The organism is Actinomadura kijaniata NBRC 14229 (assembly GCF_001552175.1).
Classification (GTDB): Bacteria; Actinomycetota; Actinomycetes; order Streptosporangiales; family Streptosporangiaceae; genus Spirillospora; species Spirillospora kijaniata.
The window spans coordinates 41,456-62,704 of sequence record NZ_BCQR01000058.1; the positions used below are offsets into that span (position 1 = coordinate 41,456).

At 74.4% G+C, this 21,249-nt stretch carries 21 protein-coding genes and 1 tRNA gene; 13 read left to right on the forward strand and 9 right to left on the reverse strand.

Going from position 1 to position 21,249, the window contains the following annotated elements; translation table 11 throughout:
• Positions 1-44: 44 nt before the first annotated feature.
• The gene (locus AKI01S_RS19365) at positions 45-998 is read right to left on the reverse strand and encodes an SDR family NAD(P)-dependent oxidoreductase (RefSeq protein ID WP_067819448.1); all 954 of its coding nucleotides are present in this window, start codon (positions 996-998) and stop codon (positions 45-47) included.
• A gap of 53 nt (positions 999-1,051) precedes the next feature.
• Between AKI01S_RS19365 and AKI01S_RS19370 the strand changes: the two genes are divergently transcribed.
• Positions 1,052-1,453: a MerR family transcriptional regulator gene (locus AKI01S_RS19370; protein ID WP_067819451.1), complete on the forward strand. Its 402-nt coding sequence runs from the start codon at positions 1,052-1,054 to the stop codon at positions 1,451-1,453.
• Positions 1,454-1,541: 88 nt separating this feature from the next.
• On the forward strand, positions 1,542-2,447 hold the full coding sequence (locus AKI01S_RS19375) for an alpha/beta hydrolase (RefSeq protein ID WP_067819454.1): 906 nt from the start codon (positions 1,542-1,544) through the stop codon (positions 2,445-2,447).
• A gap of 16 nt (positions 2,448-2,463) precedes the next feature.
• Here the strand turns inward: AKI01S_RS19375 and AKI01S_RS19380 are convergent, their stop codons facing one another.
• Complete coding sequence (locus AKI01S_RS19380; RefSeq protein ID WP_067819457.1) at positions 2,464-3,132, reverse strand: cysteine hydrolase family protein; 669 nt, start codon at positions 3,130-3,132, stop codon at positions 2,464-2,466.
• A gap of 34 nt (positions 3,133-3,166) precedes the next feature.
• A complete protein-coding gene (locus AKI01S_RS19385) occupies positions 3,167-3,673 on the reverse strand; it encodes a MarR family winged helix-turn-helix transcriptional regulator (protein ID WP_067819460.1) in 507 nt (168 codons plus the stop codon).
• A gap of 99 nt (positions 3,674-3,772) precedes the next feature.
• On the opposite strand from AKI01S_RS19385, the gene AKI01S_RS19390 reads away from it, so the two are divergent.
• Genes AKI01S_RS19390 through AKI01S_RS19410 form a run of 5 tightly spaced genes read left to right on the forward strand, consistent with a single transcriptional unit; the run spans position 3,773 to position 10,433 of the window.
• Positions 3,773-4,972: an MFS transporter gene (locus AKI01S_RS19390; protein WP_067819463.1), complete on the forward strand. Its 1,200-nt coding sequence runs from the start codon at positions 3,773-3,775 to the stop codon at positions 4,970-4,972.
• Positions 4,973-5,010: 38 nt separating this feature from the next.
• On the forward strand, positions 5,011-6,294 hold the full coding sequence (gene aroA / locus AKI01S_RS19395; protein WP_067819467.1) for a 3-phosphoshikimate 1-carboxyvinyltransferase: 1,284 nt from the start codon (positions 5,011-5,013) through the stop codon (positions 6,292-6,294).
• A gap of 32 nt (positions 6,295-6,326) precedes the next feature.
• Positions 6,327-7,319: a ribosome small subunit-dependent GTPase A gene (rsgA, locus tag AKI01S_RS19400; protein WP_067819470.1), complete on the forward strand. Its 993-nt coding sequence runs from the start codon at positions 6,327-6,329 to the stop codon at positions 7,317-7,319.
• 54 nt (positions 7,320-7,373) lie between these two features.
• Complete coding sequence (locus AKI01S_RS19405; protein ID WP_083999837.1) at positions 7,374-8,897, forward strand: serine/threonine-protein kinase; 1,524 nt, start codon at positions 7,374-7,376, stop codon at positions 8,895-8,897.
• Between the two features lie 48 nt (positions 8,898-8,945).
• Positions 8,946-10,433, forward strand: a complete 1,488-nt coding sequence (locus tag AKI01S_RS19410; protein ID WP_067819473.1) for an FAD-binding oxidoreductase — start codon at positions 8,946-8,948, stop codon at positions 10,431-10,433.
• Here AKI01S_RS19410 and AKI01S_RS19415 read toward each other — a convergent pair.
• On the reverse strand, positions 10,430-11,272 hold the full coding sequence (locus tag AKI01S_RS19415) for a hypothetical protein (protein WP_067819476.1): 843 nt from the start codon (positions 11,270-11,272) through the stop codon (positions 10,430-10,432). The genes AKI01S_RS19410 and AKI01S_RS19415 overlap by 4 nt on opposite strands.
• A 121-nt stretch (positions 11,273-11,393) precedes the next feature.
• On the opposite strand from AKI01S_RS19415, the gene AKI01S_RS19420 reads away from it, so the two are divergent.
• The 3 genes from AKI01S_RS19420 to lhgD all read left to right on the forward strand — a co-directional run bounded on the left by AKI01S_RS19420 (position 11,394) and on the right by lhgD (position 13,735).
• The gene (locus tag AKI01S_RS19420; protein WP_067819534.1) at positions 11,394-12,197 is read left to right on the forward strand and encodes an inositol monophosphatase family protein; all 804 of its coding nucleotides are present in this window, start codon (positions 11,394-11,396) and stop codon (positions 12,195-12,197) included.
• A gap of 99 nt (positions 12,198-12,296) precedes the next feature.
• Positions 12,297-12,494 carry a tail-anchor membrane protein gene (locus tag AKI01S_RS19425; RefSeq protein ID WP_067819479.1) on the forward strand — a complete coding sequence of 66 codons (198 nt, stop codon included), beginning with the start codon at positions 12,297-12,299 and terminating at the stop codon, positions 12,492-12,494.
• A 44-nt stretch (positions 12,495-12,538) separates the two neighbouring features.
• Complete coding sequence (gene lhgD, locus AKI01S_RS19430; RefSeq protein ID WP_067819481.1) at positions 12,539-13,735, forward strand: L-2-hydroxyglutarate dehydrogenase; 1,197 nt, start codon at positions 12,539-12,541, stop codon at positions 13,733-13,735.
• On the opposite strand, the gene AKI01S_RS19435 is transcribed toward lhgD, so the two are convergent.
• The 3 genes from AKI01S_RS19435 to AKI01S_RS19445 all read right to left on the reverse strand — a co-directional run bounded on the left by AKI01S_RS19435 (position 13,732) and on the right by AKI01S_RS19445 (position 16,089).
• Complete coding sequence (locus tag AKI01S_RS19435) at positions 13,732-15,210, reverse strand: carboxylesterase/lipase family protein (RefSeq protein ID WP_067819484.1); 1,479 nt, start codon at positions 15,208-15,210, stop codon at positions 13,732-13,734. The two genes, lhgD and AKI01S_RS19435, sit on opposite strands and share 4 nt — an antisense overlap.
• 155 nt (positions 15,211-15,365) lie before the next feature.
• Positions 15,366-15,439: transfer RNA gene (locus AKI01S_RS19440), tRNA-Met, on the reverse strand.
• Positions 15,440-15,477: 38 nt separating this feature from the next.
• Complete coding sequence (locus AKI01S_RS19445; protein WP_067819487.1) at positions 15,478-16,089, reverse strand: TetR/AcrR family transcriptional regulator; 612 nt, start codon at positions 16,087-16,089, stop codon at positions 15,478-15,480.
• A gap of 102 nt (positions 16,090-16,191) precedes the next feature.
• Between AKI01S_RS19445 and AKI01S_RS19450 the strand changes: the two genes are divergently transcribed.
• Positions 16,192-17,037: an oxygenase MpaB family protein gene (locus tag AKI01S_RS19450; RefSeq protein WP_067819490.1), complete on the forward strand. Its 846-nt coding sequence runs from the start codon at positions 16,192-16,194 to the stop codon at positions 17,035-17,037.
• Positions 17,038-17,092: 55 nt separating this feature from the next.
• Positions 17,093-18,193 carry a beta propeller repeat protein gene (locus AKI01S_RS19455; protein ID WP_157419942.1) on the forward strand — a complete coding sequence of 367 codons (1,101 nt, stop codon included), beginning with the start codon at positions 17,093-17,095 and terminating at the stop codon, positions 18,191-18,193.
• On the opposite strand, the gene AKI01S_RS19460 is transcribed toward AKI01S_RS19455, so the two are convergent.
• The gene (locus AKI01S_RS19460) at positions 18,190-18,993 is read right to left on the reverse strand and encodes an SDR family oxidoreductase (protein ID WP_067819496.1); all 804 of its coding nucleotides are present in this window, start codon (positions 18,991-18,993) and stop codon (positions 18,190-18,192) included. The genes AKI01S_RS19455 and AKI01S_RS19460 overlap by 4 nt on opposite strands.
• Positions 18,990-20,348 carry a cytochrome P450 gene (locus AKI01S_RS19465; protein ID WP_067819499.1) on the reverse strand — a complete coding sequence of 453 codons (1,359 nt, stop codon included), beginning with the start codon at positions 20,346-20,348 and terminating at the stop codon, positions 18,990-18,992. The genes AKI01S_RS19460 and AKI01S_RS19465 overlap by 4 nt, the downstream gene beginning before the upstream one ends.
• Before the next feature lie 211 nt (positions 20,349-20,559).
• Here AKI01S_RS19465 and AKI01S_RS19470 point away from each other — a divergent pair, with 211 nt between their 5' ends.
• Positions 20,560-21,225 carry a L,D-transpeptidase family protein gene (locus tag AKI01S_RS19470; protein WP_067819503.1) on the forward strand — a complete coding sequence of 222 codons (666 nt, stop codon included), beginning with the start codon at positions 20,560-20,562 and terminating at the stop codon, positions 21,223-21,225.
• Positions 21,226-21,249 lie beyond the last annotated feature (24 nt).

The window sequence follows — 21,249 nt, forward strand, 5'->3', positions numbered from 1 at the left end:
CGCCCGGCGCGGAAGCGGCTCCGCGCCGGGCGTTCCCACGCGCCTCAGGAGAACGCGTCCACCCCGGTCATCCCGCTCGACAGCGCCCACAGCCGCGCCGCGTCCCCGGCGTCGACCGCCCAGGGCTTGACCCCGCCGACGAGCATGTCGTCGGTGGTCGCGGGCTCGGCGACGTCGCAGTCCTGGCAGTACAGTCCGCCCCGTCCCGCCAGCAGCGGCGACGTCGCGGCCCACACCGCCGTGGCCGCCCCCTGGGCGGGCGTCTTGAAGCCGGGCGCGGGCTCGCCGTCCTCGTTCATCCACCCCTGGGCGATCTGGTCCTCGCGCGGGACGTGCCGCTGCAACGGCGTGAGGATGCTGCCCGGGTGCACCGCGAACGCCCGCACCCCGGACCGTTCGCCGAGCGCGTCCAGGTGGACGGCGAACAGCGCGTTGGCGGTCTTGGACTGGGCGTAGGCCAGCCACCGGTCGTAGCCGTTCCGGAAGTGGACGTCGTCCCACCGCATCCCGGACAGGAAGTGCCCCGACGAGGCCACCGCGACCACCCGCGCCCCGGGCGCGAGCGCCGGGCGCAGCAGGTTGACCAGGGCGAAGTGCCCGAGGTGGTTGACCGCGAGGTGCGCCTCCCAGCCCGGCCCCACGCGGGTCTCGGGACAGGCCATGATCCCGGCGTTGGCGATGACCAGGTCGACGGCCCGCCCGGACCCGGCGACCCGCTCGCCGAACCGCCGCACGCTCTCCAGGTCCGCCAGCTCCAGCTCGTCCACCTCGACCCGGTCGACGCCCCGCAGCGCCTCCCGCGCCGCCCCGGTCCGCCGGGCGGGCACCAGGACGCGCGCCCCGGCCCCGCTCAGCGCCCGCGTGATCTCCAGTCCCAGGCCCGAGTACCCGCCGGTGACCAGGGCCGTCCGTCCCGTCAGGTCGATCCCGGCGAGCACCTCCCGTGCCGTGCTGCGCGCTCCGAAACCGCTGCCGATCTTCCGCTGTTCGCTCCACATGCCCGGAACGCTAGAAGTTAGAGTTCACTCAAGGTCAAACCGGAAGGAACGCCGTGTCCGCCCCTCTCTCCATCGGTCAGGTCGCCGAGGCGACCGGGCTGAGCGTCCACGCCCTGCGCTTCTTCGAGCGCGAGGGCCTCATGCTCCGCCCGATCCCCCGCACCGCCGGGGGCCGCCGCGCCTACGACCGTTCCGACGTCGAGTGGCTCCTGCTGTGCAACCGGCTGCGCGACTCGGGGATGCCGCTGGCCACGATCCGGCGGTTCGCCGACCTGGTGCGTTCCGGCCCCGGCAACGAGCCCGAGCGGCTGGCCCTGCTGCGCGGCCACGAACGCGACGTCCGCGCCAGGATCGCCGAGCTGACGGCCTGCCTGGACGTCATCCACACCAAGGTCGTCACCTACGAACGGCACCTCGCCGACGGCACCGCCGCCGGCCTGTGGGCCCCGTCCTAGAACGCCCCTGCGCCCCATACCGGATACACGGGCCGCGCCGTCTCGGGGAGAATGCCCTCCCCCGCCGTTCCCGGGACGGAAAGCGGGCATGAACCTGTCCGTGGCGGAGGAAATCGCTCGGAACGTCGGACCGGCGGGTATCGAGATCGCCTACGAGCGGCTCGGCGACCCGGCCGATCCGCCCGTTCTGCTGATCATGGGGTCGGGCGTGCAGATGGTCGCGTGGCCCGACGGGTTCTGCGCCGCCCTCGTCGAACGCGGCCTGCACGTCGTCCGGTTCGACAACCGCGACGTCGGACGGTCGACGCACCTGCGCGACGTCCCGGCCCCCGACCTCCGGGCGGCGATGTCCGGGGGTCCGCCGTCGGTGCCCTACACGCTGGCGGACATGGTGGCCGACACCGTGGGGCTGCTCGACGCGCTCGGGCTCGGCGGCGTACACCTGGTCGGCGCGTCCCTGGGCGGGATGATCGCCCAGATGATCGCGCTTGACCACCCCGCGCGGGTCCGTTCGCTGACGTCGATCATGTCCACGACCGGCGATCCGGAGGTCGGACGGCCGCGTCCCGAGGCCCTGGCGGGGCTCGGCGCGCCGCCGGAGGACCGGGAGGGGTTCCTCGCCTGGCAGGTGCGGGCGGCGCGCGCGACCGGGTCGCCGGGGTTCGCGTTCGACGAGGCCGCGGTCGCCGCGCGGGTCCGGCTCTCCTACGACAGGGGGCACGACCCCGCGGGAACGGCGCGGCAGTTCGCCGCGGTCTCCACCGCGGGCGACCGCACCGGGCGGCTGCGGTCGCTGACCGTTCCCACCCTGGTCGTCCACGGCGCGGACGACGTGTTGATCGGCGCCGACGGGGGGCGGGCCACCGCCGCCGCGATCCCGGGCGCCGAGCTGCTCGTCATCGAGGGGATGGGCCACGACCTGCCCCGCGAGCTGTGGCCCACGATCACCGACCGCATCGCCGCGCTCGTCCGCCGCGCCGAGTCCGCGCGGTAGGGCCGGTCGGCGGCGGTCACCGGTCGGCGGAGTGGAGCAGGGACAGCAGGTCGCCGGTCGGGCGGACGTCGCCGAAGGAGCGGTAGAAGGTGTGCAGGGTCGCGTTGTGCTCGGCGTCGGTGCGGGCGGCGTTGGCGTCGGCGACCATGACGGTGCGGTAGCCGAGGGTGGCGGCGTCGCGGGCGGAGGACTCGCAGCACACGTTGGTGATGGTGCCGGTGATCAGGACGGTGTCGATCCCGCGCGCGTCGAGCAGGTCCGGCAGCGGACCGCGGCCGGGGAAGAACGCGCTGGGGGCGGTCTTCTCGGCCAGGATGTCGGCCGGGTGCGGGGTGAGGCCCGGCCAGAGGCGGTCGGCGGGCGGGCCCTCGCCGCCGCAGGCGCGGTGGATCTCGTAGACGCGCGGGCCGAAGAACTCCTCGCGGGCGGGGAGGCGCTCGCCGGGGGCGGGCAGCACCCAGGCGACGGTGCCGCCCGCCGGGCGCAGGGCGGCCGCCAGACGGGCGATGTTCGGGACGATGGCGCGGCCGTGGGGGTTGGCCGTGACGAAGAACGGCACCATGTCGATCACGACCAGCGCGGTGCGGGACGGCGTCAGGCTCTCGAACGCGAAGCGGCGGCCCCGGCGCTCCTCGTGCCGGGCGTACTCGCGCGGGTCGATCCACCACCGGTGTCCGGAGGTCACGGGCGTCCCCTCTCGTCGGTTCCCGGCGCTCACGTCAGAGCGTGTCGCCGTTGGACAGCAGGAGCTTGCGGAGCAGGGACGCCAGTTCCTCGCGCTCGGCGGGGGCGAGCGCGGACAGCAGGCGCTCCTGGCCCGCGACGTGGTCGGCGACGGCCGCGTCGATCACGCGGCGCCCCTCGCCGGTGAGGGTGATCAGGACGCTGCGGCGGTTGCCGGGGTCGGTCTCGCGGGTGACCAGGCCGCGGTCGGTCAGCCGGTCGATCCGGTTGGTGATCGCGCCGGAGGTGACCAGCGACGCCTCGCTCAGCGCGCCCGCCGTCAGCCGGTGGGGCGGGCCGGCGCGCAGCAGCGTGGCGAGGATGTCGAACTCCCACGGCTGGAGGCCGTGCCGGGCGAAGACCGCGCGCATCTCCCGGCCGAGCACGTGGGAGGCCCGGGAGACGCGGCCGACCACGCCCATCGGCGCGGCGTCGAGATCGGGGCGCGCGGACGCCCACTGCGCCAGCACGCGGTCCAGATGGTCCTCGGCCTGGCCCGTCATCGCGACTCCTCAACATTGAACTGTTTGACGTAAAGGTATCCGAAGCCTACTCTGCTCAACGTTGAACATTTCAATGTTGAAGCTTAGAGGTGATCCCCCATGCACGCCGACACCGCCATCCCGGCCGTGGAGACGCCGCGCCCGGCCGTTCCGTTGCGGAGCTGGCTCGCGGTCACCGCCGTCGCCGCCGCCACGTTCGCCATGGTCACCGTCGAGTCCCTGCCCGTCGGGCTGCTCACCGCCATCGGCGGCGGGCTCGGCGTCTCGCCGGGACTGGCCGGGCTCACCGTGACGCTGCCGGGTCTGCTCGCCTCCGTCTCGGCGGTCGTGCTGCCGGTGCTGATCCGCCGGACGGACCGACGGCTCGTGCTGCTCGTCCTGCTCGCGGTCATGCTGGTGGCGACGCTCGCCTCCGGCCTGGCGCCGAACTTCGCCGTGCTGCTGACCGCCCGGTTCTTCGTCGGGATCGCGATCGGCGGGTTCTGGGCGCTGGCCGCGAGCGTCGCCGTGCGGCTGGTGCCCGAGCAGCACATCCCCCGGGCGACGGCGCTGGCGTTCGGCGGGGCCACCGCCGCCAACGTCCTCGGCGCGCCCGCCGCCACCCTCGTCGGCGGGCTCACCGACTGGCGGATCGCGTTCCTCGTGGTCGCCGGGCTCGGCGCGTTCGTCGCCGCCGCCCTGTACGCGCTGCTGCCCCAGCTGCCCGCGACCGACCCGATCCGGCCGCGCACCCTCGCCGCGCAGCTCCGCGTCCCGGCCGTGCGGATGGCGGTGACGGCGACGTTCCTGCTGGTGGGCGGGCACTGGGCGGCGTTCACGTTCGTCAGCCCGATCCTCCAGCAGACGTCCGGGCTGGACGAGCGGCTGATCGGCCCGGCGCAGCTCGGCTTCGGCGCCGCCGGGATCGCGGGGACGTTCCTGGCGGGCTCGGCGGCGGCCCGCGACCCGCGCCGCGTGCTGCTGGGCACGGGCGCGCTGCTGACGGCCGCGCTGGCGCTGTTCACCGTCGCGGGGCAGACCCCGGCGGGCGGGGTCGCGCTGCTGCTCGTGTGGGGGCTGGCGTTCGGCGCGGTGCCGGTCGGCGTGCAGACCTGGATCTTCCGGGCGGCCCCGGAGGCGGCCGAGGCGGCGACCGCGCTGAACACCGCCCTGTTCAACCTGGCGATCGCGGTCGGCGCGCTGGTCGGCGGCCTGGTCGTGGACGGCGCGGGCACCGCCGGGGTGCTGTGGACCGGCGCGGCCCTCGGCGCCGTGGCGACCCTGGCGGTGTGGGCGGGCGGCCGCTCCCTCACCCGGTGAGGGGCGGGCGGCGGGCGACCGGCCGATAGCCTTGGGGCATGCCCTCAGCCACGCCGCAGGAACACTGGCCTGCCCCGGTCGCGTCCACGCCGGTCGACGCGACCGTGCCGCTGCCCGGCTCCAAGTCCATGACCAACCGGGCGCTGATCCTGGCGGCCCTCGCCGACGCGCCCGGCACCGTCACCCGCCCGCTGCGCAGCCGCGACAGCGAGCTGATGGCCGGGGCGCTGCGCGCGCTCGGCGTCGGGGTCGGCGAGGACGCCGGCGACTGGCAGGTGCTGCCCGGCGAGCTGGCAGGCCCCGCCCGCGTGGACGTCGGCCTGGCCGGGACCGTCATGCGGTTCCTGCCGCCGGTCGCGGCGCTGGCCTCCGGCGAGGTCCACGTGGACGGCGACCCGCGCGCCCGCGAACGGCCCATGGGCCCGATCATCCGGGCGCTGCGCGCGCTCGGCGTGGAGATCGACGACGGGGGCCGGGACGCGCTGCCGTTCACCGTCCACGGCGCCGGCGGCGTCGAGGGCGGCACCGTCACCATCGACGCCTCCGGCTCCTCGCAGCTGGTCTCCGGCCTGCTGCTGGCCGCGCCCCGGTTCGCCAAGGGCGTGGAGGTCCGGCACGAGGGCCCGCCGGTGCCCTCCGCCCCGCACCTGGTGATGACGGTGGCGATGCTGCGCGAGGCGGGCGCGACCGTCGAGACCGAACGGAACGTCTGGCGCGTCGCCCCCGGCCCGCTGCGCGGCCGCGAGTGGGCGATCGAGCCCGACCTGTCGAACGCGGCGCAGTTCCTCGGCGCGGCGCTGGTGACCGGCGGGCGGGTGACCGTCCCGGACTGGCCGTCGAGCACCACCCAGCCCGGCGACGCGCTGCGCGACCTGCTGGCGGCGATGGGCGCGGAGGTGGCGCTCGGCCCGGACGGGCTGACCGTGCGGGGCACCGGCGCGTTCTCCGGCCTGGACGCCGACCTGCACGAGGTGGGCGAGCTGACCCCGGTGCTGGCGGCGCTGGCGGCGCTCGCCGACGGGCCGTCCCGCCTCACCGGCATCGCGCACCTGCGCGGCCACGAGACCGACCGGCTCGCCGCGCTCGTCACCGAGATCAACGGACTCGGCGGCGACGTCCGCGAACTGCCCGACGGCCTGGAGATCCGCCCCCGCCCGCTGCGCGGCGGGGTCTTCCGCACCTACGACGACCACCGGATGGTGATGGCCGCCGCGCTGCTGGGGCTGGCCGTTCCCGGCGTCGAGGTGGAGAACGTCGCCACCGTGGGCAAGACACTTCCGAACTTCACCGAGCTGTGGACCGCCATGCTGGAGGGTGCTTGATCATCATGCTGCCTGTTCGAGGGACCGGGTAAGTGGCCCGGCGAGCACGCGACTACGACGAGGACGACGTCCGGGTCCGGCCGTCGCGGCGGGGCTCGCGGCCCCGCACCCGGATCCGCCCCGCGCACGAGGACGCCGTCGAGGGGTTCGTGGTGGCGGTCGACCGGGGGCGGTACCGCTGCCTGGTCGAGGACCGCACCGTCACCGCGATGCGCGCCCGCGAGCTGGGCCGCAAGGGCGTGGTCGTCGGCGACCGCGTCGCGCTGGTCGGCGACGTGTCCGGACGGCCCGACAGCCTCGCCCGGATCGTCCGGGTCGAGCCGCGCGGCTCGACGCTGCGGCGCACCGCCGACGACACCGACCCGTTCGAGCGGATCATCGTCGCCAACGCCGACCAGCTCGCCATCGTCACCGCCCTCGCCGACCCCGAGCCGCGCCCCCGCCTGATCGACCGGCAGCTGGTGGCCGCCTACGACGCGGGCATGCACCCGCTGCTGGTGCTCACCAAGGCCGACCTGGCCGACCCCGACGCGCTGCTCGCCGAGTACGCGTCGCTCGGCGTGCCCGCCTTCGTCACCCAGCGCGGCGGCGACCTGGCCGGGCTGCGCGACCTGCTGCGCGGCCAGATCACCGTGCTGGTCGGGCACTCCGGCGTCGGCAAGTCCACCCTGGTCAACGCGCTGGTCCCGGACGCCGAACGCGCCGTCAGCCATGTCAACGCCGTCACCGGCCGGGGCCGCCACACCTCCTCCTCGGCGCTGGCGCTGGAACTGCCGGACGGCGACGGCTGGATCATCGACACCCCGGGCGTGCGGAGCTTCGGGCTGGCGCACGTCAAGCCGGAGAACGTCATCAACGCGTTCGAGGACCTGGCCGAGGGCGCCGCCGAACGCTGCCCGCCGCACTGCGACCACCTGCAGTCCGAGTGCGGCCTGGACGCCTGGGTCGCCGACGGCCACGCCAGCCAGGGCCGTCTGGACTCGCTGCGCCGCCTGCTGCGCAGCCGCGAGGGCGAAGCGGACTGACCGCCCCCGGATAACCGTCCCCCAAGAGGCGATCATGTCGATATCGTCCCTTTCATGCCGCAGGTGATAGCAGGCCGGTACGAACTGGTCGAGGCGCTGGGGCGCGGGGGCATGGGCGCGGTGTGGCGCGCCCGCGACCGCACGCTGGCCCGGGAGGTCGCCGTCAAGGAGGTCGTCCTCCCCACCGGGCTCTCCCCCGAGCAGGTGGAGCGCGTGTACGCCCGCACGTTCCGGGAGGCGCGGGCGGCGGCGCGGCTGGACCACCCCGGCATCGTCACCGTGCACGACGTGGTGGAGGAGGACGGCCGCCCCTGGATCGTGATGCGGCTGGTCCGCGCGCCCGCGCTGGACAAGGTGATCCAGCGCGAGGGGCCGCTGCCGCCCGCCCGGGTCGCCGCGATCGGCCTGGACCTGCTGGCCGCGCTGCGCGCCGCGCACGCCGCCGGGATCGTGCACCGCGACGTCAAGCCGGGCAACGTGCTGCTGCCGCCGCAGGGCGCGGTGCTCACCGACTTCGGGATCGCGACGGCGACCGGCGACGAGACGCTGACGGCGACCGGCGCGATCGTCGGCTCCCCCGCCTACCTGGCCCCCGAGCAGGCCCGGCACCAGAAGGCCACGCCCGCCTCGGACCTGTGGTCGCTAGGCGCGACGCTGTACGCGGCGGTGGAGGGGCGTTCGCCGTTCCAGCGCGGCGACGTGTGGGGCGTGATGGCGGCGCTGCTGTCCGACGACCCCGACCCGATGCGCAACGCGGGCCCGCTGCGCCCGGTCCTGGAGGGCCTGCTCCGCAAGGACCCGGCCCGGCGCCTCCACCCCGACGAGGCCGGACACCTCCTCCGCCAGGTCGCCGCGACCCCCGCGACCCCCGCGTGGTCGTCGCCGATGGGCACCGGCCTGCCGAGCGGCCGCGACACGACGCTGCCACCCCTCTCCCCGCCCCCCACCGAAGGCGTGCCGACACCCTCCCGCCCGAACCGGTGGCCGCTGCTGGTGCCCGCCGGGGTACTCGCGCTCGCGGTGGTCATCGCGGTCGTGACGGTGCTGGCGTTCACGGCCGACGAACCGGGCCCGAGGGGTACGCCGCCGACCGGCCAGGGGACCGGGCCGTCCTCCGCGTCGACCGACAAGGCCCCCGACGGCTACCAGACGTACCGGGGGTCGCATTTCGTCGCCCACATCCCCAAGGGCTGGACCGCGGAGTCCGGCCGGGACAACGACGTGACCTTCAAGGATCCGTCGAAGGAGAGCACGCGCGGCATCGTCGTGCAACGCGTCCTGCCCGGCTCCACCGACAACTCCGTCCAGCTGCGGAACCTGTCGGAGAGCTTCAAGAAGGACTCGACGGAGTGGCCGGACTACGACGAGCAGCAGTTCCGCACCCTCTCCTACCAGGAGGGGAGGGCCGCCGAGATGGAGTTCACCTTCACCAAGAGCGGTAAGCCGGGGCGTGCCCAGCTCCGGATCTTCACCTACCAGGGCGCGACGTGGATGGCCATCCTCGCCGCCAAGCGGGACTCCTGGCCGTCGACGAAACCGCTGTTCGAGGAGTTCCTGCGGTCGTTCCGGCAGCCGTGATCCGGCGACCCCCCGAATCTTTCCGGCGATCCCGGTGAGGATGACGGGATGAACCGACGCGGGTTCCTCGTCGCGGCGGCCGGGACGCTGGCCGCCGCCTGCTCCGACCGTCCCCCCACGACCGCCCCGCCCGCCCGGACGACTCCCCCGGCGGCGTCCCCCTCCCGGACCGGCCCCGCCGACTGGAACGCCCTCGCCAAAGGGCTGGAGGGGAGGCTGATCCGGCCCGGCGACGCCGACTACGGCGCGGCGCGGCGGCTCCACATCCCCCGGTTCGACCGGATCCGGCCCGCCGGGATCGCCTACTGCGGGAACGAGCAGGACGTCGCCGAGTGCCTGACGTTCGCCGCCCGCCAGGGCCTGCCGGTCGCGGTGCGGTCCGGCGGCCACAACTACGCGGGCTGGTCCACCGGCACCGGCCTGGTCGTGGACGTCTCCCCGCTGGACCGGGTCGAGGTCGAACGCGGCCGGGCCGTCGTCGGCACCGGCACCCGCCTCATCGACCTGTACGACCGGCTCGCCGCCGCGAAGGCGCTGGTCCCCGCCGGAACGTGCCCGACCGTCGGGATCGGCGGCCTGACGCTCGGCGGCGGCATCGGCCCGTTGACCCGCGCCTACGGGCTGACCTGCGACGTCCTGGAGTCGGTGCGGATCGTCACGCCCGACGGTCGCATCCGCGAGTGCGACGCGCGGCGCGAACCCGACCTGTTCTGGGCGTGCCGGGGCGGGGGCGGCGGGAACTTCGGCGTCGCGACCTCGTTCGCGTTCCGCACGCACGGGGCCGAGGACCTCACCGAGTTCACGGTGCGGTGGCCGTGGTCGCGGGCCGCCGACGCGGTGCGCGGCTGGCAGGAGTGGGCCCCGGCCGCGCCCGAGGGGATCTGGTCGAGCCTCCAGATCGAGAGCGACCCGGCGTCACTGTCGATCACCGGGTTCGCGCTGGACGACCCCGACGCCGAACTCGACCGCTTCACCGGAAGGGTCGGCGGATCGCCCGACGTCACCACGCGGCGTCTGTCCTACCTGGCCGCGATGAAGCTGACCGCGGGATGCTCGGGCCGGTCGGTCGGCCAGTGCCACACCGGCGGCGACCTGCCCGGGCAGCGCCCCGAAGGGAACTACCCGCGCACCGAGTACACCGCCAAGTCCCACGTCGCGCACCGGCCGCTGCCGCCCGACGCGGTCGACGCGCTGGTGGACCGCTTCTCCGGAGGGGGCCGGCCGGGGCGTTCGGTGCTGATGGACGCGTTCGGCGGCGCGATGCGGCGGACGCGGCCGGGCGACACCGCGTTCCCCCACCGCGAGGCGCTGTTCTGCGTCCAGTACCTCGCCGACACCGGCGACCGGGACTGGCTGCGCGGCACCCACGACGCGGTCGGCCGCCGCCTGCCCGGCGCGGGCGCCTACGTCAACTACATCGACCCGGAGCTGACCGACTGGCGGCGCGCCTACTACGGCGCGAACCTCGACCGCCTGACCAGGATCCGCGCCACCTACGACCCGAACCGCCTGCTGCGCTTCCCCCAGGCCCTCTAGTTGCTGGTCAGGTCCTCCAGGAGGGCCCGGGCGTGTGCCTCGGCGTCCTTCAGGGCCTTGACGTGCTCGGGGGCCAGCTCCTCCACGCAGCGCGTCATCTCGTGGGTGACGTGGCTGAACGCCGACTCCTCCGCGCCCCGCAGCGCCGCCCGCACGCTCGCCGAACGCGCGCCCAGCGTCGCCCACTCCAGCTCCAGGCGGGCCACCGCCTCGTCGAACGTCCGCGCGACCTCCGCGCCCTCCCGCTGGAAGTCCTCCGGGATCGGTCCGCGTCCCGCCTGCCGCGCCCGCAGCGACAGCGCCGAGATCCGGCTCGCCAGCTCCAGCCCCTCGCGGGCCAGCGGCAGCACGTCGTGGATCAGGTCGGTGACGGCCTTGGCCAGCTCCTCCACGCGGGTCAGCAGCGTCGCGGTGGCCCACTCCAGCGCCGCCGACGTGCGCGCGGCGACCCGGTCGGCGACCTCGCGCTGGCGGCGGCCCAGCTCCGGCACCACCTCGGCCTCCAGGCGGCGGCGCAGCTCGGCGCCGGTGACCCGGGTCTCGCCGGACTCGCTCCAGGCCGACCAGATGCGTTCGATGCGTTCGTTGCCGGACGCGGTGATCTCCGCGGTGATCTCGTCGAGGGCCTCGCGGGCCCGTGCCTTGAGCCGCTCCACCCGCCCGTACAGGGCCTCCCGCCGGAACGGGTCGTTGAGGTCGCTGAGCAGCGACTGCAACCGGCGGGACACGTCGATGGAGTGCTCGGCCAGCGGGACGAGCCGGTCGGCGAGCTCGTCGAGCGTCTGCGCCCGGCGGGGGTCGGTCAGCTCGGCCACCCACCCGGGAAGGTCGTGCGCCATGCCCCCATGGTGTCACCGCCGCGCCGCCGGGACCGGCGCAACGCACCGGGCGCGGTCACGGAAAGCGTCCGCTCCCGGTAACGCTGTCGGCGAAAGGCGTGATCACGGTACCGTGGCGGCCGTGGCGGGCTATTCCGATGATCTGCGTCTGGCGCACATCCTCGCCGACGGAGCGGACGACATCACGACCCGGGCCTTCCGCGCGCTCGACGCGCCGGCGCTGGGCCGCCCCGACCTGTCACCGGCCGCCGAGACCGACCGCAGCGTGGAGGAGCAGGTGCGCGGTACCCTCAGCCGGGCCCGGCCCCGCGACGGGGTGCTCGGCGAGGAGTACGGCCGCACCGGGTACGGGCAGCGCGTCTGGATCGTCGACCCGATCGACTGCCCGGAGAACTTCGTGCGCGGCGTCCCGGTGTGGGCGACGATGGTGGCGCTGCTGGAGTACGACGAGGTCGTCGTCGGCGTCGTGTCGGCCCCCGCGCTGAACCGCCGCTGGTGGGCGGCCCGCGACGGCGGCGCGTGGACCGGCCGCAACATCAACCGCGCCCAGCGCATCCGGGTCTCCCAGGTCGCCAAGCTGTCGGACGCGTCCCTGTCCTCCTCCGACCCCGCCGGATGGGAGCGCCACGACCGCCTGGACCACTTCGTGAACCTGACGCGGTCGGTGTGGCGGACGCGGTCGTTCGGGGACTTCTGGTCGCACATGCTGGTCGCCGAGGGCGCGGTGGACATCTCCGCCGAGCCGTCGGCGTCGCTGTGGGAACTGGCCGCCTGCCAGGTCGTCGTGGAGGAGGCGGGCGGCATGTTCACCGACCTGTCGGGGGTGCCGAGCCCCGACGGCGGCAGCGTGCTGTGCACCAACGGCCGCCTGCACGCCGAGGCCCTGCGAGCCCTCGGCGGGGGACCGCTGTCCCTGCGGGTCTGAGCCCCGCCTCTGGCCGATCGCCAACTCGCGACATATCGTGGAACGGCGGACGACGTCGGCTCGTTGTCCGGTTGGGCGGCTCCGTTCTCGGAGGTGGAGATGTCGACCCAGACCAAGCTCGTCATCGGTGGTGTCGCCGTCGGGTTGCTGACGCTGTGGATCTTCCCGTGGTGGATCACCGCGTTGATCATCCTCGGGGTCGTGGGCCTGCCGGTCGCCGCCTACCTGGCGCTGGACCCGTCGCAGCGCAGGCGGGTGCGCGCCCAGGGACGCAAGCGCCTCGGCAGCGGCCGCTGACCCCGGGGCAGCCCGGCCCCGGCGGGGGCCGCTAGGGTTCGGCCGTGGCGCAGGAGCGGATCGGGATCGTCGGAGCGGGGATCGTCGGGCTCGCGGTGGCGCGGCGGCTGGCCGAACGGCGGCCGGACGCGCGGATCACCGTCCTCGACAAGGAGGACCGGATCGCCGCGCACCAGACCGGCCACAACAGCGGCGTCGCCCACGCGGGCCTGTACTACACGCCCGGCTCGCTGAAGGCGCGGCTGTGCCGCCGCGGGATCGGGCTGCTGAAGGAGTACTGCCAGGACCGGGGCCTGCCCTACGTGGAGTGCGGCAAGGTCGTGGTCGCGCGGAGCCTCGCCGAGCTCGAACCGCTGCTGGAGATCGAACGCCGCGCCACCGCCAACGGCGTCCCCGGCCTGCGGCGGCTGCGCGGCGCGGAGCTGACGGAGATCGAGCCGCACGCCGAGGGCGTGGCGGCGCTGCACTCCCCCACCACGGCGATCGTGGACTTCCCGGCGGTCGCCGCCTCCTACGCGGACGACGTGCGGGCGGCCGGGGGCGAGGTGCGGCTGGGCTTCGAGGTGACGGCGCTGCGGCGGGCCGGGGAACGCGTGGTGGCCGTCTCGCCGAGCGAGGAGCTGGCGTTCGACCGGCTGGTGGTGTGCGCGGGGTTGCAGTCGGACCGGGTGGCGCGGCTGGCCGGGGACGCGCCCGCGCCCGCGATCGTGCCGTTCCGGGGCGAGTACTGGCGGCTGCGGGCGGAACGTTCCCATCTGGTGCGAGGGCTGATCTACCCGGTGCCCGACCCGCGCTACCCGTTCCTCGGCGTGCACTTCACGCGGCGGGTGGACGGCGGCGTGGACGTGGGGCCGAACGCGGTGCCGGCGCTGGCGCGCGAGGGCTACCGGCGGCGTGACGTGCGGCCGCGCGACGTGTGGGACATCCTGCGGCAGCCCGGCTTCCGCGCCCTGGCGCGCCGGCACTGGCGGACCGGGGTGAGGGAGATGTACGGGTCGGCGGTGAAGGCGGCGTTCGCGGCCGAGGCGCGGTCGTTCGTCCCGGAGCTGCGCACGGCCGACCTGGTGCCCGCGCCGGCGGGGGTGCGGGCCCAGGCGGTCGACCCGGACGGCACGCTGGTCGACGACTTCCGGATCGGCCGGCTGGGCCCGGTCGTGACGGTCCGCAACGCGCCGTCCCCGGCGGCCACCTCGTCCCTGGCCATCGCCGAGTACGTGGTGGACCACCTGGCGGACCGCTAGACCGGGACCTCCCACAGCGCGCGGTCCTCGCCGCGCGGATCGTTGACCAGGGGGTTCTTCTCGCCGTCGAAGACCTGGACGGGCCGGGTCGCGGTGTCGTAGCGCTCCCAGCCGGGGTCGCCGTCGCGGGCGAACGCCACCCACGCGCCGTGCATGGCGTCGGCGAGCCGCTGCGGCGGGTTCGGCCCGGCCAGCTCGGTGGTGTCCGGGGAGTCGAGGTTGTCGAAGGTGAAGCCGAGCTCCAGGGCGTGGCAGGCGCCGAGGTCGTGGTTGGGGGAACGCCAGGCGAACTCGTACATCCAGGTGTTCCCGGCGTGCGCGGCGGCGGCGCGGTGGGCGGGGACGCGGAACATGTGGTCGGTGACCAGCAGGGCCAGCAGCTCCCCGGCGGTGAGGTCGGCATGGCGTTCCCGGTAGGTCTCCAGCACCCCGGCGGGGACGCCCATCCCGGCCGTGATCGGCCCGACCAGGTCGAAGGTGAGCAGCCCGGCGAGCCCGGTCGGCATCAGGAACAGCCGGAACTCCTCGGCCGTGTACCCGATCAGCAGGTCGGCGTCCGCCCCCGCCCCGTCCGCGATCGCCTGCTGCGCGGGCCGGGTGAACAGGTCGTCCAGCACCGGCACCATCGCCATCGAGCACGCGGCGGTCGTCACGCCCCACCGTCCGGGGTCGGGCAGCGCGGCGACCTCGGCGGCGACGGCGGCCTGCGCCGGGATGATCGTCGCGGGGTCGAGGGCGGCGAACGCCTCGGCGGTCGGCGCGACGCCGAGCCGGGCCGCGACCTCCCGGGTGACCAGCATCGCGTCCTCGGGGGTCTGGTGGACCGCGCCCGCGCCGCTCTGCGCGATGACCCGGCGGAACAACCCCTCCTCGGCCAGGCCGAGCGACAGCAGCGTGGTGACGCTCATCCCGCCCGCCGACTCGCCGAAGATCGTGACGTTGCCGGGGTCGCCGCCGAACGCCGCGATGTTGTCGCGCACCCACTCCAGCGCGGCGATCTGGTCGCGCAGGCCCCGGTTGTCGGGCGCGCCGGGCAGGTGCGCGAAGCCCTCGACGCCGAGCCGGTAGTTGATGGTCACGCACACGACGCCGTCGCGGGCGAAGTTCGCGCCGTCGTAGACCAGGACGGATCCGGAGCCGTTGCGGAAGGCCCCGCCGTGGATCCACACCATGACGGGCAGGCCGGACGCGCCGGGGTCGGGCGTCCACACGTTCAGGTTGAGGCAGTCCTCGCCGGGCCGGTCCGGGTCGGGGATGAGCCGGTCCATCGGCCGGGGGTAGGGCGGCTTCGGCGCGGTCGGCCCGTACTCGGTCGCGTCGCGCACGCCGTCCCAGGGCTCGGGCGGCCGCGGCGGCCGGAAGCGGTCGGCCCCGAACGGCGGCGCGGCGTAGGGGATCCCCAGGTAGGCGGCGACCCCGCGGTCGGTCTTCCCCCGGACCTTCCCGTACGCCGTCTGAACGACCGCCGCCTCCATCTGCGCCCCTCCGGTTCTAGAACACGATTCGACAACCAGAGGGTACGGGACCGCCCGGCCCCCATCCAGGGCCCATCACCGCCCGGAGAGCGCTCCCCGTCCCGCATGCGCGAACGCCCGGACCGCCGGCCGGGCGGTCCGGGCGTCCCGGACGATGGCGGAGGCAGGATTCGAACCTGCGACCTCCGGCTTATGAGGCCGGCGGGGTTCCGAGCTCCCCCACTCCGCTGCCTTCGACACTAGAGAGCCCGGGCCCCGGCGCTCCATTCATTTTTTCGGGATCAGCATCCGGGTCAGGTGGTCGCGGGCGAACGCGCGGATGGACGCCTCGTCCTCCAGCGGCAGGCCGCCGCCCGGCAGCAGCAGGAACGACACCGCCAGCCGCAGCAGCACCTCCGCCACGGTGTCGGCGTCGTCGGCGTTCCCGAAGCGGCGCAGCTGGTCGGCGAGGATGTCGCGGGCGGCCAGCATCACCGCGCCGCCGTTCATGGTGAGCTGCGGCAGGAACGCCTCCGGCTCGCTCTCCAGCACCCGGGTCATCAGCGGGTGCGTGCGCGCCCCCCGCAGCCCGGCGACGAACCCCTCCACGACGGCATCCTCGGGGGTGGGCAGGTCCTCGGTGGCCTCGGCGATCGCGGTCAGGAAGCGCCGCACCTCGCGCAGGATGACCGCCTGGAGGAGCTGCTCCTTGTTGGTGAAGCGGCGGTAGATGGTGGTGCGCGCGACGCCCGCCCGCCGGGCGACGTCCTCGACGCTGACCCGGCGCAGCCCGTAGGTCTCGAACTCGGCCAGCGCCGCGTCCAGGATGCGGGCGTCCAGGTCGTCGAGGTCGGGAGCGGTGGCCAGCAGTCCGGCCAGCGGGGTCGCGTCCGTGGTCATATCCGCACCCTAACCGGGGTGCCCACCGCTCTGGAACGCCCCGGAGAAGCAAAGCTACAATATCCGTTACTTTGTTCTTCCCTCGCGTCCCCGGCGGTGCACATGACGAGCAAGGCCGATCCGGCTCCCCTCGGACCGACCTCCCTGACCTGGCGATACTTCGGCGACACCCGGATGCTGCTGGTCGGCCCGCGCGCCGCCGTGCTGCAGAACATGCTCCCGGCGCTCGGCCAGGGCGTGCTGGACCACTCGGTGTTCTTCAAGGAGACGTTCGCGCGGCTGCGCCGTTCGGCCGGGCCGATCCTCGACACCGTCTACGGCGGCGCGGACGCGGCGGCCACCGGCCGGAAGGTCCGCGACTACCACCACGACATCAAGGGCACGCTGCCCGACGGCTCCCGCTACCACGCGCTGGACCCGGAGACCTACTACTGGGCGCACGCGACGTTCCTGGACCACATGCTGTACGGGATCGAGACGTTCGTGCGCCCGCTGTCGGAGGCGGAGAAGTGGCGGATCTACGAGGAGTCCAGGACCTGGTTCCGGATGTACGGGGTCAGCGACCGGGCGATGCCGGAGGACTGGGAGGCGTTCCAGGCGTACTGGAAGCGGATGCTGGAGGAGGTCGTCGTCCCGCACCGGACGGCCCGGTACGGCGTCGGCTACGTCACCAAGGGCCTGCCCGCGCCGCCGAGGGTCCCGAAGGCGGTCTGGAGGAGGATCTCCCCGCCGCTGAACGCCGTCGCGCGCCTGCTCACCGTCGGCGGGATGCCGCCGCGCCAGCGCGAGCTGCTGGAGCTGCCCTGGAGCGAGGCCGACGAGCGCCGCTACCGGCGGTTCGCGGCGGCCGTCCGCGGGCTGGGCCGGGTGTGGCCGCTGCTGCCGGAGACGGTCCGCTACTTCCCGCAGGCGCGCCGCGCTTTCCTCCGACAGGGTCGTCCGCGTTGACAACCGGCGTCCTCCCCGCGACGTCTTAGAGAAAAGATCAACACGGGGAGGACACATGCGCGTCAGAACACGAGGAACGGCCGTCGTCGTGGCGGCCCTGCTACCCGTCCCGCTCACGGCGGGGGTCGCCGCGGCCGCGCCGGCGCCCGTGCAGAAATGGAAGGTCACCTCGGTCGGCCGCCTTCCGGTGTACGACTCCATGAACGACCTCGCCGCCGTCGGGAAGAAGAGCGCCTGGGCGGTCGGCGAGGCGTCGAACCCCAAGACCGGCGGCATGGCCCCGCTGGTGTACCGCTGGAACGGCGCCAAGTGGGCCCCCGCCAAGGTCCCCGCCACCGGAGGCGTGGGCCTGCACCGCGTCGACGCCACCTCCGACCGGGACGTGTGGGCGTTCGGGGAGGACGGTTCGACCACGCGGAACGTCACCGCCTACCACTGGAACGGCCGCTCCTGGCGGGCCGCCGGCTCCGTCGGCAGTGGCGGCGTCGACGCCGTGGACGCGGTGTCGCCGAAGGACGTGTGGGTGGCCACCGCCAGCGGCCTGCTGCGCTGGAACGGCCGCACCTGGCGCGCCGTCTCCGTCCCCGGCGCCCGCCACCTCAGCGCCCTGCACCTCACCTCCGCCAAGAACGGCTGGGCCGCCGGGGTGGACAGCCGCTCCCGGGCGCAGGTGTGGCGCTGGGACGGACGGGCGTGGAAGGCCGCCGGGATCCCCCGCACCGGGCTCGGCACGTCGGTGGTCAACGGCGTCCGGCAGGTGTCGGCCAAGGAGGCGTGGGCGGTCGGCGGCAGCGTGAGCCGTCCCGACCCCGACGGCGACGACGAGTACACGCCGCTCGTGTGGCGATGGAACGGCACCCGCTGGAGCCGGGTCGCCACGCCCGCCTACCGCTTCGCGCTCTCCCGCCCGGTGGCGGACGGGCGCGGCGGCCTGTGGCTGACCGGCGGCCCGGGACAGCAGGCCGACACGCTCGTCAACCTGCGCGCGGGCCGCTGGAAGAACGCGGGGCTGCCCTCCCTGCCCGGGACGCGCGTCCAGGTGGAGGGCATCGCGCACGTCCCCGGCACCGCGACGCTGCTCGGCGTCGGCACGGGGATCCGTTCGAACGACCCCGCCGACAACCCCGAGAACGCCGCGTTCCTCGCCGCCCGCTAGCCGCGGATGCGGTCGTCGTAGGCCTTGCGCGTCTGGGCGTCGTACTCCAGGAAGACCTTGTCGAGTTCGTAGCGCCGCATCACGAACTCGCGGACCCTCTCCGGGAACAGCGCGCCCAGACGCACCTGGCGGCCGTACCGCTCCGGGACGACCGCCTCGGCGCGCGGGCGGCCGATCAGCGCGACCACGGCGGCGGCCACGTCCTCCGGCTCGATGTTCCTCTGCCCCTTCGGGCTGCGGGTGCCCGCGATCAGCTCGGTGTTGGTGAACGACGGCAGCACCTGGCTGACGTGGACGCCCGTGCCCAGCATCTCCAGCCGCGTGGCCTCGGTGAACGCCACCACCGCGGCCTTGCTGGCGTTGTAGAGGGCGAGGCCCGGCGTCGGCAGCAGGCCCGCGACCGAGGCGATGTTGATGATGTGGCCCCGGCCGCGCGGGCGCATGCGCTCGATGGCGAGCTTGGTGCCGAGCATGACGCCGTGGACGTTGATGTCGAGGCAGCGGCGCGCGTCGGCGTCGGACTCGCCGGTGACCGGGCCGATCGGCATGATGCCCGCGTTGTTGACCAGCGCGTACAGCGGTCCGTGCGCCTCCTCGGCCCGGTCCAGGAACGCCGTGAACGACGCGCGGTCGGTGACGTCCACCGTCAGCGCGGTCACGCCCAGCGCCGCTCCCGCCTCCTTGGCCGCCGTCTCGTCGATGTCGCCGATGACGACGGTCGCGCCCCTGTCCCGCAGGGCGCGGGCGGTGGCCAGGCCGATGCCGCGCGCGGCGCCGGTGATCGCGATGACCTTGCTCATCCGGTGGTCTCCAGTCGTTCGAGGCGGACGGGCAGGCCGTCCTTCGGCGAGGGCAGGGAGGTGGTGTCCAGCGGCCACTCGTAACCGGCGGGCACGCTCCACCGGTACCGCAGCAGCCACTGGTGCAGGATGCTCTTGACCTGCATACCGGCGAAGTGCAGCCCGATGCACTTGTGCGCGCCGCCGCCGAACGGCTCCCAGGCGTACCGGTGGACCTTGTCCTCGCGGCGTTCGGGCGAGAACCGCTCGGGGTCGAAGCGTTCGGGGTCGGGCCACCACTCGGGCATGTGGTGGTTGGTCAGCGTCGGCACGACGACGGTGACCCCGGCCGGGACATGGTGGCCGAGGATCGCGGTGTCCTTGACGGTCCGGCGCGGCAGCGCGGGCACCGGGGCGACCAGCCGCGTCGCCTCCTTCATCACCATGTCGATGCCGGTCATGGCGTCCAGGTCGGCGAACTCCAGGACCGGCCTGCCGATCGCGCGGGACTCCTCGCGCAGCCGCTCCTGCCACTCGGGGTGCCGGGCCAGGTGGTAGGCCATGGTGGTGAGCGTGATGGTGGTGGTGTCGTGCGCCGCCATCAACGCGAAGATCATGTGGTTGACGACGTCGTCGTCGGTGAAGCGGTGCCCGTCGTCGGTCTCGGCCTGGCACAGCGCCGCGAACAGGTCGTCGCCCCCGTCGCGCCGCTTGGCGGGCAGGTGCGCGCGGAAGAACTCCTCCAGCACCTTCCGGGCCCGCATGCCCCGGTGCCACCGCAGCCCCGGGACCGGGAACCGCACGTACGCGGTCCCGGCCCGCACCGCGTCGACGAACGCGCCGTTGATCCGGTCGGCCTCCGCCCGGTCCGGCGACACCCCCATGAACACGTCGGTCGCCAGGTCCAGCGTCAGCTGCTTGACGTGGTCGTAGACCTTGAAGCCGGGGCCGGGCCGCCAGGCGTCCAGGCCCTTGCCGATGCTCGGGGCCATCATGTCCATGTAGGCGTGCAGCCGCGGCCGGGTGAACGCCTGCTGCATGATCCGCCGGTGGTGCAGGTGCTCGTCGAAGTCCAGCAGCATGATGCCGCGGTGGAAGAACGGGCCGATGAAGTAGCTCCAGGCGGGCCCGTTGGCGAACGCCTTGTCCCGGTTGACCAGCACCTGCTCGGCCGCCTCGGGCCCCTGCACGGTGACGGTCCGCTGTCCGAGCAGCCAGCTCCACGTCACCGGGCCGAACTGGGCGTAGCGTTCCCGCGCCACCTGGAACGGCCGCCGCATCGTCCGCAGCGTGTTGCCGATGTAGGGGGGTCCGGGCTCGCCGATCACCGGCTTGAGACCGCTGCCCTCGGGGGGACGGGCGAGGATGCTGGGCATGGGCCCTCCGAACGTCCGGAACGCGCGACGCGCACCGCCAGGGGGAGATGGAACAAAAGAGCGGAATCTGTAGCTTTGTTGTAACGCACGGGACACCCGGAAGTCCAGAGGCGGCGACCGGATGATGACTGCCCGGTCATTCGGGTAAAGGGCGGCCGGGTGTCCGTGTCGTCCCCCGGGTGCCGCCGCCGCCCGGCCCTAGCCTCCGCTCATGATCGTCGCCGTCGCCCTCGCGGGCGCGCTGGCCCTGGGACCGCTCGTTCCCGGTCCCGCTCCCGCCTCCGGGACCGTCCGCCCGGGAGACTCCGGGGCCGCCGTCCTCCACCTCCAGAAACGCCTGCGCGCCCTGCGCTACGACCCCGGCGACCGCAACGGCCGCTACGGGAAGGAGACCGAGGCGGCGGTGTGGGCGTTCCAGAAGGTCCACCGCATGAGGCCCGACGGGATCGTGGACGCCCCGGTCCGGCGGGCGCTGGAGCGTCCCCGCCGTCCCCGCCGCCTCGAACGCGGCCCCCGCCGACGGGTCGAGATCAGCCTCCGCCGCCAACTGCTCACGGTCTACCGGCGGAACCGCCCCGTCCTGATCAGCCACATCTCCTCGGGCAACGGCCGCCCCTACTGCGAGAGGGGCGTCTGCGGCGTCGCGCGCACCCCGACCGGCGACTTCCGCGTCTTCCGCCGGGTGAAGGGCTGGCACCGTTCCCGGCTGGGCTACATGTACCGGCCGCTGTACTTCCACGGCGGCTTCGCGATGCACGGGTCGATGAACGTCCCCCGCCGCCCGGCCTCCCACGGCTGCGTACGGGTCCCGCTCCACACGGCCGACCGGCTGGCCCGGCTCGTCCCGAACGGAACCCACGTCCGCATCCGCCGCTAGGCGGCGTTTCAAAATGGCCTACGG

Bases quoted from the DNA above. Each gene is read 5' to 3' on its own strand.
- AKI01S_RS19365 (WP_067819448.1), bottom strand. From the start codon at position 998: ATGTGGAGCGAACAGCGGAAGATCGGCAGCGGTTTCGGAGCGCGCAGC.
- AKI01S_RS19375 (WP_067819454.1), top strand. From the start codon at position 1,542: ATGAACCTGTCCGTGGCGGAGGAAATCGCTCGGAACGTCGGACCGGCG.
- AKI01S_RS19385 (WP_067819460.1), bottom strand. From the start codon at position 3,673: ATGACGGGCCAGGCCGAGGACCATCTGGACCGCGTGCTGGCGCAGTGG.
- AKI01S_RS19390 (WP_067819463.1), top strand. From the start codon at position 3,773: ATGCACGCCGACACCGCCATCCCGGCCGTGGAGACGCCGCGCCCGGCC.
- aroA (WP_067819467.1), top strand. From the start codon at position 5,011: ATGCCCTCAGCCACGCCGCAGGAACACTGGCCTGCCCCGGTCGCGTCC.
- AKI01S_RS19405 (WP_083999837.1), top strand. From the start codon at position 7,374: ATGCCGCAGGTGATAGCAGGCCGGTACGAACTGGTCGAGGCGCTGGGG.
- AKI01S_RS19410 (WP_067819473.1), top strand. From the start codon at position 8,946: ATGAACCGACGCGGGTTCCTCGTCGCGGCGGCCGGGACGCTGGCCGCC.
- AKI01S_RS19415 (WP_067819476.1), bottom strand. From the start codon at position 11,272: ATGGCGCACGACCTTCCCGGGTGGGTGGCCGAGCTGACCGACCCCCGC.
- AKI01S_RS19425 (WP_067819479.1), top strand. From the start codon at position 12,297: ATGTCGACCCAGACCAAGCTCGTCATCGGTGGTGTCGCCGTCGGGTTG.
- AKI01S_RS19435 (WP_067819484.1), bottom strand. From the start codon at position 15,210: ATGGAGGCGGCGGTCGTTCAGACGGCGTACGGGAAGGTCCGGGGGAAG.
- AKI01S_RS19445 (WP_067819487.1), bottom strand. From the start codon at position 16,089: ATGACCACGGACGCGACCCCGCTGGCCGGACTGCTGGCCACCGCTCCC.
- AKI01S_RS19450 (WP_067819490.1), top strand. From the start codon at position 16,192: ATGACGAGCAAGGCCGATCCGGCTCCCCTCGGACCGACCTCCCTGACC.
- AKI01S_RS19455 (WP_157419942.1), top strand. From the start codon at position 17,093: ATGCGCGTCAGAACACGAGGAACGGCCGTCGTCGTGGCGGCCCTGCTA.
- AKI01S_RS19460 (WP_067819496.1), bottom strand. From the start codon at position 18,993: ATGAGCAAGGTCATCGCGATCACCGGCGCCGCGCGCGGCATCGGCCTG.
- AKI01S_RS19465 (WP_067819499.1), bottom strand. From the start codon at position 20,348: ATGCCCAGCATCCTCGCCCGTCCCCCCGAGGGCAGCGGTCTCAAGCCG.
- AKI01S_RS19470 (WP_067819503.1), top strand. From the start codon at position 20,560: ATGATCGTCGCCGTCGCCCTCGCGGGCGCGCTGGCCCTGGGACCGCTC.